18 protein-coding genes are annotated in these 14,940 nt (G+C 59.6%); 8 read left to right on the top strand and 10 right to left on the bottom strand.

Annotated elements, in window-relative coordinates:
- Nucleotides 1–9 precede the first annotated feature (9 nt).
- Complete coding sequence (locus tag N6L24_RS08135; protein WP_271844175.1) at nt 10–2,085, bottom strand: bifunctional sulfate adenylyltransferase/adenylylsulfate kinase; 2,076 nt, start codon at nt 2,083–2,085, stop codon at nt 10–12.
- Between the two features lie 419 nt (nt 2,086–2,504).
- Nucleotides 2,505–3,446 carry a thioredoxin-disulfide reductase gene (gene trxB / locus N6L24_RS08130; protein ID WP_271844174.1) on the bottom strand — a complete coding sequence of 314 codons (942 nt, stop codon included), beginning with the start codon at nt 3,444–3,446 and terminating at the stop codon, nt 2,505–2,507.
- Between the two features lie 230 nt (nt 3,447–3,676).
- Here trxB and N6L24_RS08125 point away from each other — a divergent pair, with 230 nt between their 5' ends.
- Complete coding sequence (locus tag N6L24_RS08125) at nt 3,677–4,177, top strand: Lrp/AsnC family transcriptional regulator (protein ID WP_271844173.1); 501 nt, start codon at nt 3,677–3,679, stop codon at nt 4,175–4,177.
- Nucleotides 4,178–4,186: 9 nt separating this feature from the next.
- Here N6L24_RS08125 and N6L24_RS08120 read toward each other — a convergent pair whose 3' ends face one another.
- Nucleotides 4,187–4,762, bottom strand: a complete 576-nt coding sequence (locus N6L24_RS08120) for a TetR/AcrR family transcriptional regulator (RefSeq protein ID WP_271844413.1) — start codon at nt 4,760–4,762, stop codon at nt 4,187–4,189.
- A gap of 100 nt (nt 4,763–4,862) precedes the next feature.
- Between N6L24_RS08120 and N6L24_RS08115 the strand changes: the two genes are divergently transcribed.
- The gene (locus N6L24_RS08115) at nt 4,863–5,441 is read left to right on the top strand and encodes an NAD(P)H-dependent oxidoreductase (RefSeq protein ID WP_271844172.1); all 579 of its coding nucleotides are present in this window, start codon (nt 4,863–4,865) and stop codon (nt 5,439–5,441) included.
- A gap of 79 nt (nt 5,442–5,520) precedes the next feature.
- On the opposite strand, the gene N6L24_RS08110 is transcribed toward N6L24_RS08115, so the two are convergent.
- The 4 genes from N6L24_RS08110 to lgt all read right to left on the bottom strand — a co-directional run bounded on the left by N6L24_RS08110 (nt 5,521) and on the right by lgt (nt 8,469).
- A complete protein-coding gene (locus N6L24_RS08110) occupies nt 5,521–5,661 on the bottom strand; it encodes a hypothetical protein (RefSeq protein WP_271844171.1) in 141 nt (46 codons plus the stop codon).
- 125 nt (nt 5,662–5,786) lie between these two features.
- Nucleotides 5,787–6,536: a peptidoglycan editing factor PgeF gene (gene pgeF, locus N6L24_RS08105; RefSeq protein ID WP_271844170.1), complete on the bottom strand. Its 750-nt coding sequence runs from the start codon at nt 6,534–6,536 to the stop codon at nt 5,787–5,789.
- Nucleotides 6,533–7,585, bottom strand: coding sequence for a class I SAM-dependent methyltransferase (locus N6L24_RS08100; RefSeq protein WP_271844169.1), 1,053 nt, complete (start codon nt 7,583–7,585; stop codon nt 6,533–6,535). The genes pgeF and N6L24_RS08100 overlap by 4 nt, the downstream gene beginning before the upstream one ends.
- Nucleotides 7,582–8,469 (bottom strand): prolipoprotein diacylglyceryl transferase, encoded by an 888-nt coding sequence (lgt, locus tag N6L24_RS08095; RefSeq protein WP_271844168.1) that lies wholly within the window; start codon nt 8,467–8,469, stop codon nt 7,582–7,584. Before lgt ends, N6L24_RS08100 begins: the two co-directional genes overlap by 4 nt.
- Before the next feature lie 106 nt (nt 8,470–8,575).
- Here lgt and N6L24_RS08090 point away from each other — a divergent pair, with 106 nt between their 5' ends.
- Both N6L24_RS08090 and N6L24_RS08085 read left to right on the top strand, forming a co-directional pair.
- A complete protein-coding gene (locus N6L24_RS08090; protein WP_271844167.1) occupies nt 8,576–8,815 on the top strand; it encodes an accessory factor UbiK family protein in 240 nt (79 codons plus the stop codon).
- Between the two features lie 260 nt (nt 8,816–9,075).
- The gene (locus tag N6L24_RS08085; RefSeq protein ID WP_271844166.1) at nt 9,076–9,576 is read left to right on the top strand and encodes a YbjN domain-containing protein; all 501 of its coding nucleotides are present in this window, start codon (nt 9,076–9,078) and stop codon (nt 9,574–9,576) included.
- On the opposite strand, the gene N6L24_RS08080 is transcribed toward N6L24_RS08085, so the two are convergent.
- Complete coding sequence (locus N6L24_RS08080; RefSeq protein WP_271844412.1) at nt 9,573–10,403, bottom strand: DMT family transporter; 831 nt, start codon at nt 10,401–10,403, stop codon at nt 9,573–9,575. The genes N6L24_RS08085 and N6L24_RS08080 overlap by 4 nt on opposite strands.
- A 208-nt stretch (nt 10,404–10,611) precedes the next feature.
- Here N6L24_RS08080 and proC point away from each other — a divergent pair, with 208 nt between their 5' ends.
- From proC to N6L24_RS08065, 3 genes are read left to right on the top strand one after another with little or no spacing between them, the layout of a single operon-like run.
- Nucleotides 10,612–11,427 (top strand): pyrroline-5-carboxylate reductase, encoded by an 816-nt coding sequence (gene proC, locus N6L24_RS08075; protein ID WP_271844165.1) that lies wholly within the window; start codon nt 10,612–10,614, stop codon nt 11,425–11,427.
- Nucleotides 11,420–11,758: a tRNA-binding protein gene (locus N6L24_RS08070; protein ID WP_271844164.1), complete on the top strand. Its 339-nt coding sequence runs from the start codon at nt 11,420–11,422 to the stop codon at nt 11,756–11,758. Before proC ends, N6L24_RS08070 begins: the two co-directional genes overlap by 8 nt.
- A complete protein-coding gene (locus N6L24_RS08065) occupies nt 11,755–12,708 on the top strand; it encodes a 2-hydroxyacid dehydrogenase (RefSeq protein WP_271844163.1) in 954 nt (317 codons plus the stop codon). The genes N6L24_RS08070 and N6L24_RS08065 overlap by 4 nt, the downstream gene beginning before the upstream one ends.
- Here N6L24_RS08065 and N6L24_RS08060 read toward each other — a convergent pair.
- Nucleotides 12,705–13,283, bottom strand: coding sequence for a thymidine kinase (locus N6L24_RS08060; RefSeq protein WP_271844162.1), 579 nt, complete (start codon nt 13,281–13,283; stop codon nt 12,705–12,707). The genes N6L24_RS08065 and N6L24_RS08060 overlap by 4 nt on opposite strands.
- 366 nt (nt 13,284–13,649) lie before the next feature.
- Between N6L24_RS08060 and N6L24_RS08055 the strand changes: the two genes are divergently transcribed.
- Nucleotides 13,650–14,129: a hypothetical protein gene (locus N6L24_RS08055; RefSeq protein WP_271844161.1), complete on the top strand. Its 480-nt coding sequence runs from the start codon at nt 13,650–13,652 to the stop codon at nt 14,127–14,129.
- Here the strand turns inward: N6L24_RS08055 and truA are convergent.
- Entirely contained in the window at nt 14,108–14,872 is a 765-nt protein-coding gene (truA, locus tag N6L24_RS08050; RefSeq protein ID WP_271844160.1) for a tRNA pseudouridine(38-40) synthase TruA, read from the bottom strand. The two genes, N6L24_RS08055 and truA, sit on opposite strands and share 22 nt — an antisense overlap.
- Nucleotides 14,873–14,940: the final 68 nt, after the last annotated feature.

The following is a 14,940-nucleotide window of genomic DNA, read 5'->3' as shown; positions in this document are numbered from 1 at the left end:
TCGCTATGTTTATGCTTTGATCAAACCCATGCTTTCCAGCTTGAGCAAGACCTGGTGGGCGCAGTTGTCGACTTCGACGTTTTCTGTTTCCACCGAAAGCTCTGGGTTGGCAGGTACATCGTAAGGGTCTGAAATACCTGTGAATTCCTTGATTTTGCCTTCGCGCGCCAGCTTATAGAGGCCTTTGCGGTCGCGGCGTTCGCATTCTTCGATGGAAGTCGCGACATGCACTTCGACGAATGCGCCGAACTGCTCGACATCTTCGCGCACGGCGCGGCGGGTGGAGGCATAAGGCGCGATGGGCGCGCAGATGGCGATGCCGCCGTTCTTGGTGATCTCGGAGGCGACATAGCCGATGCGGCGGATGTTGAGGTCGCGGTGCTCTTTGCTAAAGCCCAGCTCAGAGCTGAGGTTTTTGCGCACGATATCACCATCCAGCAACGTCACAGGGCGGCCACCCATTTCCATCAGCTTGACCATCAGCGCGTTGGCGATGGTGGATTTCCCAGAGCCGGAGAAGCCGGTGAAGAATACGGTAAAGCCCTGTTTGGAGCGCGCAGGTTTGGTGCGCCGCAGCTCGGCGACCACCTGCGGGAAGGAGAACCATTCCGGAATTTCCAGACCTTCCGCCAGACGGCGGCGCAGTTCGGTGCCCGAAATGTTCAGGATGGTGACATTATCCTTGTCTTCGATCTCGTCCGCAGGCTCGTATTGGGCGCGTTCTTGCACATAGACCATGTGTTTGAAGTCCACCATTTCGATGCCCATTTCTTCCTGATGTGCGCGGAACAGTTCTTGCGCGTCATAGGGGCCGTAGAAATCTTCGCCTTGGCTGTTTTTTCCGGGGCCAGCGTGGTCGCGGCCAACGATAAAGTGGGTGCAGCCGTGGTTTTTACGGATCAGACCGTGCCACACCGCCTCGCGTGGGCCGGCCATGCGCATGGCAAGGTTCAGCAGCGACATGGTGGTTGTGGCCGAAGGGTATTGATCCAGAACCGCCTCATAGCAGCGCACGCGGGTAAAGTGATCAACATCGCCCGGTTTTGTCATGCCGACCACCGGATGGATCAAGAGGTTGGCTTGCGCTTCCTTAGCAGCGCGGAAGGTCAGTTCCTGGTGCGCGCGGTGCAGCGGGTTGCGGGTTTGGAAGGCGACAATTTTGCGCCAGCCGAGTTTGCGGAAATAGGCGCGCAGCTCATTTGGTGTGTCGCGGCGGGCGCGGAAATCATAGTGTACAGGCTGCTGGATGCCGACAATCGGGCCGCCCAGATAGATTTTGCCAGCTTGGTTGTGCAGATAGTTTACAGCCGGGTGCGCATCATCGTCGGCGCCAAATACTTTTTCGGCTTCACGCGCTTTGTTTGGCTCCCAACGGTCGGTGACGGTCATGGTCGCCAGAATGACGCCTTCCTGATCGCGCAGGGCGATGTCTTGGCCCAGTTCGATTTTCGCGGCAAACTCTTCGGACACATCCAGCGTGATCGGCATGGGCCAAAGGGTGCCATCGGCCAGACGCATGTTTTCGACAACGCCGTTGTAATCCTCTTCGGACAAGAACCCTTTGAGCGGATTAAAGCCGCCATTCATCAAAAGCTCCAGATCACAGATCTGACGCGGGGAAAGATCGTGGCTGGTCAGATCCGCGGCTTCGACTTTCAGTTTCTGGGCGCTCTCGTAAGAGACGTAAAGTTCGGGGATGGGGGCAAAGCTGTTCAGCATGCTAATGGTCCTGTTTTTTAACGGGAAAAGCCCGCTGCTGCTGCCGGTTAACTCTGCGTGGAGCGCATCGTATTCGGCAAATTTACGGGCGAGAAATTGGTCGGTGAGCTGCCGTTTGGTGGCAGCGCCTTTGGCGGTGAGCGCATAGGCAAAACGTTGGCGTTTGTCCTGCCCGGCGCGGGCGTTGATGGTAATATGGCCTGCCTCCGCTGCGCTGCGCAGCATGGCGTTCAGACGGCCAAGCGAGACCTCAAGCGCCGCGGCGGTGGCGCGCTGGGACGCCTCCGGTGCGGTGTCCAGCTGGCGCAGCAGGCGGAACAGAAGATCCTCCTCTGCTTGGCTGGGCTTTGTCTTGGTGTCGGGCATGGCGATGTCATGGCTCAAGTATGTTCACGAGTGAACGCATTGCATGGTCCGGCGCAAAGGCAAAGCATTTTTTGGCCTGATTTCGGAAAATTTTCAGGTTTTTGCGGGGAAATGGCCACTTTAAAAGGCGGTTGTTCTGAGGTGTGCGTAAAACAAAGGCCACATGTTCGCGCTATGCTCTGTCGGCGCTTGGTCTGTTTTGCTGATTTGGGCCCAATCAGGAGCACCGCACTTTTTTGCCAAAGCGGGGGGATTTCGCGCAATTTGCGCCAGATTCGCGCAGTTTTGGCTGCGGGCGTGGCGCTGCCACGTCGTGAGGGGGCGCAATTCGAATCAAAAATGAGGCTCGGCAAGCGGCCGCCGCGCGCACAAAAAAGGGGGGCAGAGCCCCCCTTTTGATGGCAGATTTCTGGATCTGCTTAGTCTTGTTCTGCCAGATAGCGTTCAGCATCCAGCGCCGCCATACAGCCCATGCCGGCAGAGGTGACCGCCTGACGGTACACGTGGTCTGTCAGATCGCCCGCAGCAAACACGCCGGGGATCGAGGTTTTGGTGGTGCCGAGCTCCACCTTCACATAGCCGCCGTTGTGGGTTTCCAGCACGTCTTTCACCAGTTCGTTGGCGGGCGCGTGGCCGATGGCAACAAAGACACCCGCGCAGGGGATCTCGTTGATCTCGCCGGTTTTGGTGTGTTTCACCTTCACGCCGGTGACGCCCAGCGGAGCCTCGGTGCCGATCACCTCTTCCAGCTCATGGAACCAAAGCGTTTCGATCTTTGGGTTCTTCTCAAGCCGGTTTTGCAGGATCTTTTCAGCGCGCAGCTCATCGCGGCGGTGGATCAATGTGACTTTTGAGGCGAAATTCGTCAGGAACAGCGCTTCTTCAACGGCGGTATTGCCGCCGCCGATCACCACGATTTCCTGCCCGCGATAGAAAAAGCCATCGCAGGTGGCGCAGGCGGAAACGCCAAAGCCTTTGAATTTCTCTTCGCTCTCCAGCCCCAGCCATTTGGCCCGCGCGCCAGTCGCCAAGATCACCGCATCCGCCGTATAGGTGGTGCCGCTGTCACCTTTGGCCACAAAGGGGCGGCTTTCTGTATCAAGCTCGGTGATGATGTCGCCAATGATCTCGCAGCCCATCGCCTGGGCGTGTTCCTGCATTTTGATCATCAGATCCGGGCCCTGCACTTCGGTAAAGCCGGGGTAGTTTTCAACTTCGGTGGTGGTGGTCAGCTGGCCACCCGGTTCGATCCCTTGCACCAGAATCGGGCTGAGCATGGCGCGGCTGGCGTAGACGCCGGCTGTATATCCCGCAGGGCCTGACCCAATGATCAGAACTTTCGTGTGTTTGCTGTCGCCCATATCCCACCCGTGTGCATGTTGTTGCGTGTTAGGCAGGGGATATAGCCATCCCGCTCGCCCGCGAAAACCCCTGACATGGCCGCTATGTGTCTGGCGGGGGCGTTGGCACAGGGAAATGCAGCGCTGTGATGCGGAATCTGTCAGCGTGCGGACGCGGCGAATTTGGCGAAATTTTATTGCGCATGTACGCCTGGCTGTTATAACAACTGCAAATTTCACGGAGAATTTGAATGCCCGTCACCCGGCTGGACCCGATTGATCGCAAAATCCTTGCTGAGCTACAGGCCGATGGTCGCATGACCAATGTTGAGCTGGCCAAACGGGTTGGGATCTCTGCGCCGCCTTGCTTGCGCCGTGTACGGACACTCGAAGAATCGGGCTATATCCGCGGCTATCATGCTGACGTCGATTCGCGCGAACTGGGCTTTGAAGTGCAGGTCTTTGCCATGGTTGGCCTCGTCAGCCAGGCCGAGTCGGATCTGTCCGCTTTTGAAGAGCGCTGCCGCGGCTGGTCGTTGGTGCGCGAGTGCCACATGCTGAACGGTGAGGTGGATTTCATCCTGAAATGCGTGGCACCGGATCTGTCGACGTTTCAATCCTTCCTGACCAATGACCTTTTGAAGGCGGACAATGTCGCCAGCGTCAAAACCTCATTGGTGATCCGCGACGCCAAGGACGAGCCGGGCGTGCCCTTTGATGTTCTGGAAGAGCGGATCAACCGCACCGCCTGACCCCTTCGTTTAGACCTGCGGTAGCAGCCAGGCGTGCAGGTAAACCTGCATGCGATCTTCGATGCTTTGCGTATTGTTCAGCGCGCAGAAATGCAGCGCCAGCGCCTGAAAAAGAAAGGCCCCAATGCCATCGGCCAGCAGGGCGGGCGAAATATCCTTGCGAAAAGGCGCTTTGGCCAGCCAGTTGGCCAGTACCTCCCCCATGCGGAAGATGACGCTGGCGATCGGGCCAATCTCGGCTTTGGCCGCGGCACCGGAATGGCGCAGAATAACATCAAATATATAGCGCTCTGAGACGGCAAATTGCATGACCGGGCGCAGCGCGGCAGTGAGCGATTCGATATCTTTTGGGGCAGGCCGTTGCTCAATCTCATCCAGAAAATGATGTAATTCCGGGGCGATCAACGCCTCCATCAAGGCATCTTTATCTTTGAAATGCGCAAAGAAGGTGCCCTTGGCAACCCCGGCCTGTTGCACAACGTGCTCCACGCGCAGGGCCTCGTAACCCGTTGAAGTCACGATATTCCTTGCGGATTCAAGCAATTTTGCGCGTGTTTTGAGCGTGCGGGTCTGTGTTTTCACCATGGCGATAATTCGCATGTTTTTTGACTGCGGTCAAATTTGTAATTGACCATGGTCAATATTTTTCCCATGAAATTGACCATGGTCAATTAATGGAGCTATCATGACACGCAAACGCATATTTGTTCTGGATGGGCACCCTGCCGAAGCCTCGCTCGCGCGCAGCTTTGCCGAAGCCTATGCGGCCCGCGCCACCGCAGCGGGGCATGAAGTGCGCCTGATGCATCTCCACGCGCTCAATTTTGACCTGGATTTCGAATATGGCAGCTATCGGCAGATCAAGCCGTTGGAGCCGGACCTGCAGACCTTTGTGCAGAACCTTGAGTGGTGCGAGCATTTGGTGCTGACGACGCCGATGTGGTGGGGCGGGCTTCCGGCGAAGTTGAAAGGGCTGATTGATCGCAGTTTTCTGCCTGGCCAGATGTTTGATACACGCGGCAAGCTGCCCAAACCCATGCTGGGCGGGCGCACGGCGCGGGTCATTCTGACCTCGGATTCGCCCGGTTGGTATTTCCGCTTTTTCCTTAAGAATGCGCTGAAATGGCAGCTGCGGCGGCAGGTTCTTGGGTTCATCGGGCTCAAGACAAAGATCACCGCCTTTGCCCAGGCCAGTCATCCCAAGGATGGGCAGGTCGAGCGTTGGCAGCGGCAGGTGGCCGATCTGGGCGCGCGCGCTGCCTGAAAAGGACACGAAAAAACCCGCTGTCTTTCGCAGCGGGCTTTTTAAGAGGGAGTCTTGGAAACCCGAGGTTCTGGGCTGATCAGGCGCTGCGCTTCAGCGGCAGGGCTGGTTTCAGCGAAATCTTTTCAACGCCCATCATGCGTTTCTTGGCCCAAGGCAGCACCGGTTGTGGCTGTTGGCTGGATGCGATGATCGACTTTAGAAAACGTTGTTTACACATTGGGTTGCTCCGTCTTGCCCGTTCGGGATTGTTCCTGCTTGATGAACAATCTGACGGTCAATTGGGGCGCAGTTGCGGCAACATTGGCAAGATTTGGCGGATTTGCAGGGGTGAAATCGCGGCGATCAGATCCGAATGACCGAAATCAGGCGGCCATAATCGGCCTCTTTGTGATGGGTGGCGCGGCGATAGCTGTAAAATCGGGCCGGGTCGCTATAGGTGCAGTGGCGAATCCACTCCGCGTCTGCGATGCGCGCATTGCGCAAGCGCGACAGGCCAAAGGCTGGCAGGTCAAAATGATACCGATCGCCATTGCCCTGCGCGAAAAAGCGGCCGTGTTCCGGGTCGGCGCTCATGAATTCATCCAGAAATTCTGGCCCGACCTCATAGGCGCGCTGGCTGATCGTGGGGCCAATCACCGCGACAATCTCATCGCGGGCGGCCCCAAGCGCAATCATCGCCTCAACGGTGTTTTCCAGCACCCCATCCAGCGCACCGCGCCATCCGGCGTGGGCCGCGCCGATCACGCCATTCATGCGATCGGCGAACAGCACCGGCTGGCAATCAGCGGTCAGGATCGACAGGGCGACCCCCGGCGTGGCCGTGACCATCGCGTCGGCCTTTTCCAACCCATCTTCACTGCCATCAATTGTTGCGACATCTGCGGAATGCACCTGATAGATCCGCGCCAGCTGCGCCACATCCATCGCCTTGGCGACGCGGGCGCGGTTGATGTCGACAATTTCCTTTTGGTCGCTGCTGCCCGTGCCACAGTTCAGCCCGGCGAAGACGCCAGAGGATGCCCCGCCCTTGCGGGTGAAGAACCCGTGCCGCACCGGGCTCAAGAGGGCAGAGGACAGGATCTCGATGCTCATGCTTCCACTCCGGCTGGGGGATGTGCGCCGCTGGGATAGAGCGCAACAACTTTGAACAGATTTCCCATTTCTTCGGGATGGGTCAAGCGTCGATGCGCGGCAATATGCTGTTCGATCTGGACCGGCTCCATCAGATTGGCCAGCGTTTGGGCGCGCTGGGTGATGCCGAGCCGCTCCAGAAACACACCTTGCGGGGTCACGCGCGAATAAGCGCAGGGCGCGGCGGCGCAGAGCGCTTCGAAATCGACATGTGCGGTCAGGTCGGCATCGCCGGGCAGGTCCAGCGCATCGACCTCTTTGTGGGATTTTAGCGCCTGCAGCGTATCGCCGAGCGAGCGCCAATCGCCATAATCCACGATCAGCGCGGCGCCGCCAAAGCGTTCGATCCGTGCGCCAATGCTGGCGACAATCGGCGCGGCCGCTTCGCAGACCTCAACCAGATCGCCGTCTTCGGTGTCGTCAAGGCGATGCGCCAGCGCGGGCTGATCGGCCACCGCGCCAAGGCCGTAGCAGAGCGCTGCGTTTTCAAACCCCACAAGCCGTTCACGCCAGCCCGCCCCATCGCGGATGAATTGACGAATGGGCAATGCATCAAAGAATTCATTGGCCACAAAGAACAGCGGCAGATCGGGCAGCGTGTCAACGCTGTCATGCCACGTCGCCTCACCCAAAAGTTCGCGCTGTTTGCGGCGCAGCGCGGGCGAGGCTTCGATCAAATGCAGCTCAAGGGCGTCGTGAAAGCCCGGCACCCGGCGGGTGGCGCGCAGCAGATCCGCCATCAAAGTGCCGCGGCCCGGCCCGGCCTCGGCCAGGGCAAAGCGTTCCGGGCTGCCCTGATCGGCCCAGGCCTGCGCGAGCGACAGCCCCAGAAGTTCGCCGAACATCTGCGTCATTTCCGGCGCGGTGGTGAAATCGCCCTGCGCGCCAAACGGATCGCGCGTGGCGTAATAGCCAAGCTGCGGGTGCATCAGGCATTCGGCCATGAAATCAGAAATGCGGATGGGGCCAACCGTGCGGATCCGGTCGATCAACTGATCTTTCAATGTCATGGGTTCACCTTGGCAGCGCGCCGCGCCAGCCACAAGCCGCCCAGGATCATTGGCAGGCTCAAAAGCTGCCCCATGGTCAGCCCGACCCCGTCGATATGAAGCGCCAGCCCCAGCGGATTGCCGGGCGCGATAAACTGCTGATCCGGTTGGCGGACAAATTCGACAAAGAAGCGCGCGAGGCCATAGCCGGCCAAGAACACGCCAGTGATGCGCCCGGGTGTTTTAAGCGCACCTTTGCGGTAGGCAAGCCACAGCAATAGCGCCAACAGCAGCGCGCCTTCCAAAACCGCTTCGTAAAGCTGCGACGGATGGCGCGCGCAAAGCCCGGTCAACTGGCCGCAATCTTGCGCGGCAGGCCCGGGAAAGGCCACGCCCCAAGGCAGGGTGGTGGCGCGGCCCCAAAGCTCTGCGTTGATGAAATTGGCGATGCGTCCCAGCAGCAGCCCGACAGGCGCGCCCAGCACGATGGCATCCCCGATCGACAGTTTCGGCAGCCCGGCGCGCGCGCAATAAATCCATCCGGCCACCAGCACGCCTAACATGCCGCCGTGAAACGCCATGCCGCCCTGCCAAACCTGCAAAATTTCCGCCGGGTGGCTCAGATAATAGCTCGGCTGGTAAAACATCGTATAGCCAAGGCGGCCCCCGACAATAATGCCGACAATGACCCAGGTCAGCAGATCCTCGAGCTGGCGTGGTGTCATCGGGGCGCTGCCGGCGGGCCAGAGCGCGGGCCGGCGCAGGGCATGCAAGGTGATGCGCCAGGCGATCAGAATGCCGACAATATAGGCCAGCGCATACCAGCGCAGGGCAAATTCAAAACCGCCTAAAGACAGCGTGAAAATCTCGGGTGACATATCGGGAAAGGGGATCATCGCCTGCATGGGGTCTCTCTGCCTGTCGATCCGGGGCAAAGTCAACCTTGTCGCCGCCCCGCTTTGCCCCCATATAAGACCTTAGACACAGAGTTACATAGGCGGAGCGCACAACATGCAGACTCGCAATAAAATCATGGACGACATGTCCAAACTGATGGCCAACGCAATGGGCGTGGCGCAGGGCGCAAAGGATGAGGCGGAAAATGCGATGAAATCGCTCATGGACCGCTGGCTGGCGGATCGTGACTTTGTCACCCGCGAAGAATTTGACGCCGTGCGGGCCATGGCGCAGAAAGCGCGCGAAGAGAATGAGGCGCTGAAAGCCCGGATCGAAGCGCTGGAAAAAGACTGACGCTTTCATTCTGCCGGATCGACCAAGTTAACGGGCCTTTGGGCCCGTTTTTTTGTGCCTGAATTCTGGGCAATGGCTGGCGTGCGCGGCGTTTCATCCACAGCTAATTGCGCGATCCGCGAATATTTCACTTTACTGCAGGCAGAGCGAGACCTACCATATCTAGTAGGGGCGTTGGTAGTTATCCACAGCCCTTCGAGCAGGCACCAAGCGCTAGTGACGCTGCCACGTCCGGGCGCACAAAAGAAAGAGGTGGCGCTATGGCAGTATCAGAGCAGTATTTCGAAGAAGAAATACATCCGATCGACATTGTCGAACACATTGCCGAACATCACGATTGGTCCTTTGACCGCATTGCCGAAGATCAGATTGCGATGGCAATCGAAGGGCAGTGGCGAACCTATTCCATCACCCTGGCATGGTCCGCATATGATGAAACCCTGAAAATGGTCTGTTCCTTTGAAATGGAGCCGCCCAAAGACAAAATGGCAGAGCTTTTCGAAGTATTAAACGCCATTAATGATCAATGCTGGGCCGGGGGGTTCACCTTCTGGGAAGAACAGCAGCTGATGATCTACCGGTATGGCCTTGTGTTGTCCGGCGGGCAGGTGGCCAGCCCGGATCAGATCGACACCATGATCAATGTGGCCATCGCCAGCGCCGAACGGTTCTACCCGGCGATACAGCTGGCCACTTGGGGCGGGCGTCCGGTTCAGGAAAGCCTGCAGGTTGCCATTGCCGAGGCTTACGGGCGCGCCTAGGCCGCCCGGCCACGCCAAAGAATGAACAATCCGGCCAGGACAATCAGGCCGGAGCCAAGCAGAATCTCGGGCGTTAGCTGCTCTTTGAAAAAGAGTAAGCCGAGCGCCACGCCAAAGATCAGGCGACTGTAGCGAAACGGCGTTACGGCAGAGACGTCGCCGGTGCGCATCGCCTTCATCAGGCAGCTATAGGAGGCGACCCCGACGAGGATCGCGCCCAGCAGCGCCAGCGCGGTCGCCGCGCTAAGAGGGCGTGGCGCGAGGCCCTGCCATCCCCCATAGGCCAGTCCAGCGAGCACAATGGTCAGAAACCCATAAAATCCTAATGTCGCTGTGCCCAAAGACTTGGGCGCGACGCGGCTGGCGAGGTCGCGCCCGGCAAACCCCAGCATGCCCAGAACCGCCAAAAGCGATAGGGGCGTGAAACTTTCGGCCCCCGGCTGAATGATCACCAGAACGCCCAAAAGCCCCAGTGCAATGGCGGTCCAGCGCCGCCAGCCGACGGTTTCGCCCAGAAATATCGCCGCGCCCGCCACCACGACCAGCGGCGCTGCCTGCAAAATCACGGTTGCGGCCGACAGTGGGGTAAGCGCAATCGCAAGCACGTAAAACAGCCGCCCGGTGAACTCAAATCCGAACCGCAGCTGCATGATCGGTGCCCGAACATCGCGCAGGAAAAGTGCCGCGCCCTGATGTCGGGCCAGCGCGGCGAAACACAGCGCGCCGCCCAGCCCAAACAGCACCATCAGCTGGCCAATCGGCAGGGCCTGCGCCACGGATTTCAACAGCGCATCCTCAGCGGCAAATCCGGCCATGGCGGCCAGCATCCAGAGGCTGCCGTGCAGATTGGCGCGGCGGAGATCAAGGGTGGGATTTTGCAAAATTTCGTCCGTCAAATAACTGGCCTTAGTGATGCGCGGGTTGGGGGCAGGGCGTCAAGCGATCTGAGTGTCAAATTGCTCCGGCGGCTCTCGACGTCGCCGGGAAACCACGTCAAAGTGCCAGCAACCACAAAGATTGAAGAAGGGGAACCTCATGGATATGGCGTATCTTGCTGACAAGGGGCTTGTGCTGCTGGGCTGCGGGAAAATGGGTTCGGCCATGTTGCAGGGTTGGCTGGCGGACGGGCTGCCTGCCGGGTCGGTTTATGTGCAGGATCCCTATCCTTCAGATTGGGTCAAAGCGACGGGCGTTCATGTGAATGCCGACCTGCCTGCTGCCCCCGCCATTGTGCTGATTGCGGTCAAACCGCAAATGATGGCGGCGGCCCTGCCGGTGCTGCAGGCCATGGGCAATGGGTCAACCGTGTTCCTCTCGGTGGCCGCCGGGGTGTCGATTGCGAGCTATCAGGATATTCTGGGCGATCAGACACCGATTATCCGCGCCATGCCGAATACGCCCGCAGCGGTGGGGCAGGGGATCACGGCAATCATCGGAAATGCAAGCGCCACTGAGGCGCATCTGGATCTGGCCGATAGTTTGCTGAGCGCAGTCGGGCAGGTTGTGCGCCTTGACGCCGAAAGCCAGATGGACGCTGTCACCGGGGTTTCTGGCTCGGGCCCAGCCTATGTGTTTCACATGATCGAATGCCTTGCCAAAGCGGGCGAAGCACAGGGGCTCGCGCCGGATCTTGCCATGGCGCTGGCCAAGGCGACCGTCGCAGGCTCTGGCGCACTGGCCATGGCCGCCGAGGACAGCCCCAGCCAGTTGCGGGTGAATGTCACCAGCCCCAATGGCACCACCCAGGCGGGGCTTGAGGTCTTGATGAACGAAACCACCGGCCTGCCTGATCTGATGCACCGCACCGTGACGGCGGCAACGGAGCGCTCCAAGGAGCTGGCCAATGGCTGAGATCAGCTTTGACGACTTTCAAAAGGTCGATATTCGTGTCGGCAAGGTGATTGATGCCCAACCCTTTCCCGAGGCGCGTAAACCGGCGATCAAGCTATGGGTGGATTTCGGTGCCCCACTGGGCGTGCGCAAAAGCTCTGCCCAGATCACCAAACATTATTCGCCCGACGGTCTGATTGGCCTTCAGGTCATGGCGGTGGTGAATTTCCCGCCGCGCCAGATTGGCAAATTCATGTCTGAGATCCTGGTGCTGGGCATGCCTGATGACGGCGGTGAGGTCGTGTTGGTGCGCCCGGATCAAGAGATCCCACTTGGAGGACGGCTGTTTTGAAAACCCTGCTCATCACCCGCCCCTTGCCGCAGCCCGTGACCGACCGGCTTGCGCCGCATTTCGCCATCACCCAGCGTGAGGACACCACAGCGATGCGCGACGATGAGCTGCGCGCGTCGTTGCGGGATTTTGATGCGGTTCTGCCAACGCTTGGCGATCTATACAGCGCCGATGTTTTTGCCGATGTCCCCGCGCCGCGCGCCAAGGTGTTGGCGAATTTCGGCGTTGGCTATAATCACATTGACGTTGAGGCGGCGCAGGCTGCGGGGGTCGCGGTCAGCAACACCCCCGGCGCTGTCACCGACGCGACAGCAGATATCGCTCTGACGCTGATGCTCATGACCGCGCGCCGGGCGGGCGAGGGGGAGCGCATTTTGCGCGCTGGGCACTGGCAGGGCTGGCATCCAACGCAACTGCTGGGGTTGCACCTGAGCGGTAAGACAGTGGGCATCATCGGCATGGGCCGTATCGGTCAGGCGATTGCGCGGCGCTGCCATTTCGGATTTGGCATGACGGTGAAATACGTCAACCGCTCGGCCAAGGCGATGGATTTTCCGGCGCAGCAACTGGCGGATATTCCGGCGTTGGCCGCCGCGGTGGACGTGCTGGTTGTCGCCACACCGGGCGGGGCTGAAACCCATCATCTGATCAATGCCAGCTGCTTTGATGCCATGCCGTCCCATGCCATTTTGATCAATATTGCCCGTGGCGAAATCGTTGACGAAGCGGCGCTGATCACCGCCTTGGAACAGGGGCAGATCGCGGGCGCGGGGCTGGATGTTTATGAATTTGAACCCAAAGTGCCAGAGGCACTGCGACGGATGGAGAACGTGACGCTCTTGCCGCATCTGGGCACGGCTGCGCTTGAGGTGCGCACCGACATGGGGCTGATGGCGGCAGAGAACCTTTTGGCCTTTGACGCTGGGAGGCCGCTGCCGAACGCGGTTTAAACGCCCATTGCTTCGCGCCAGTGACGGCGGCAGAGCGAGACATAGGTTTCATTGCCGCCGACCTGCACCTGCGCCCCTTCGCGCAGCGCCTGCCCATCCGGGCCTTGACGCACCACCATGGTGGCTTTCTTGCCGCAATGGCAGATGGTGCGCACTTCGCGCATTTCATCGGCCAGCGCCAAAAGCGCGGCAGACCCGGGGAACAGCTCGCCCTGAAAATCCACCCGCAGCCCGTAACACATGACCGGGACGCCCAGGTCATCGACTGCGCGCGCCAATTGCCAGACCTGCGCCTTGCTTAGGAACTGCGCCTCGTCGATGAAAACGCAGGCGATCTCTTGGTGATCCAGGCGCGTCGCAATCAGTGCGAATAGATCGGTCTCATGGTCAAAGGTCTGCGCCGGTTCTGATATGCCAATGCGCGAGGCGATTGTGCCTTGGCCAGCGCGGGTGTCGAGCTGCGCGGTCAGCAAGAGGCATTCCATCCCGCGTTCGCGGTAATTATGCGCGGCCTGCAACAGCACGGTCGATTTGCCCGCGTTCATGGTGGAATACTGAAAATAGAGCTTTGCCATAGTCCGCTGATAGGCCAGAGATGCCCGCGAAATCAACCCGCTATTGTGGCGGTAAGAACGATGACCGGACACCCCCAATCGGGGGTGCCCGGACCGCCAAATACTCGTTAAAACAGACGGTGAGGGTTGCCCCCTCTGGGGATGCCGCCCGCTGTAACCTTTATCCCTCCTTGGCGTATGGGGCGCTGACCGACCGAGGTAGTTGCCAACGCCCCATATCATCGCATTTGGCCCAAAGTTTGGGGCTAAGAGCCGAATACTGCTCCCCTCGGAACAATTAAAAAATGACAAATTCGGCAAAGCGCATTAATGGGAAAAGACTTAACGATTTCCCCGCATGGGCGGGACAGGTATGGGGGACAGCGCATGGCCGGAAATGGCAGCTACCTGAAAAAACACACCGAAGCTTTGGTGAAAGACGTTGGCATTGAAACCGCCTGTACCTTGACCGGCAAATCCAAGGCCACCTTGGGGCGCTATTATTCGGACCATGAAGAACATACCGACCGCTTCATGCCGATTGACGCGGTGGCGGCACTGGAAGATGCAGCGAGCTATCCGCATGTCACCACAGCATTGGCAGAGCTGAAGGGCATCACCCTGTCTTTTGATGAACGGCGCAAGAACTCTGATAGCAAGGGCGGGGTGAATTCCGATGTCATTGCGCTGAGCCAGCGGTTTGCCATGCTGATGGCTGAATACAATCAGTCCATCGAGGATGGCATTATCACCATCAACGAAGCCAAACGCCTGCTGAAAGAAACTTTGGCGCTCCAGCATGTGCTATTGGACATGAAGCTGCACCTGGAAAGCGAAAGCGCGTCTCAGAACGGCGCGTCTGGGTAAGTCACCCCGGCCAGATATAATCCGTGCGGCGGGCTGACCGGGCCGCAGGCCGCGCGATCTGTCGCTTCCAAGGCGTCGCGCACCCGATCTGGTGCCCAGGCCCCGGCCCCGACACGTTCCAGCGTACCAACAAAACTGCGCACCTGATTGTGCAGGAAAGACCGCGCGCGCACGTGAAAATGCACCTCCGGCCCCCAAAGCGTGTCGACCTGTTCAACACGCAGCTCGTCTAGCGTTTTGACCGGGCTGGCCGCCTGACAGATCGAGCTGCGGAAGGTCGTAAAATCGTGATGGCCCAAGAGGTGGTTGGCGGCCTCTTGCATGGCCTCAACATCAAGTTGGTGGTTGATTTGCCAGACCAGCCCCCGTTGATGGGCGGACGGGGCGCGGCGCATCAGAATGCGGAAGAGATAGCGGCGCTCTAGGGCTGAAAACCGTGCGTGCCAGTCATCGTCAACCCGCGCCGCGTCCACAATCGACACCGGCGCTGGTTTCAAATGATAGTTCAGCGCTTCGGACAGGCGAAACGGCTCCCACGCCTTGAGCATGTCGCAATGGGCGACCTGCCCCATGGCGTGCACCCCGGCATCGGTGCGCCCGGCGGCGGCAATCGTGTGGGCGCGCGGCTCCAGCTTGGCCAGCGCGGCCTCGATTGCGCCCTGCACCGAGGGCTGATCCGCCTGACGCTGCCAGCCCGCAAAGGGGGCACCGTGATATTCAACTTTGAGAGCAATCCGAACCATGCCCCGCCATAGCGTTCCATGCGGCGCTGGGCAACGGGGGGAGGGGGAATTATCCGCAGGCTTTCCCG

Origin of the sequence: Cognatishimia sp. SS12 (genome assembly GCF_028369055.1) — a bacterium.
In the GTDB taxonomy this organism is placed as follows: Bacteria; Pseudomonadota; Alphaproteobacteria; order Rhodobacterales; family Rhodobacteraceae; genus Cognatishimia.
This window is presented reverse-complemented; position numbering and strand designations above follow the sequence as displayed.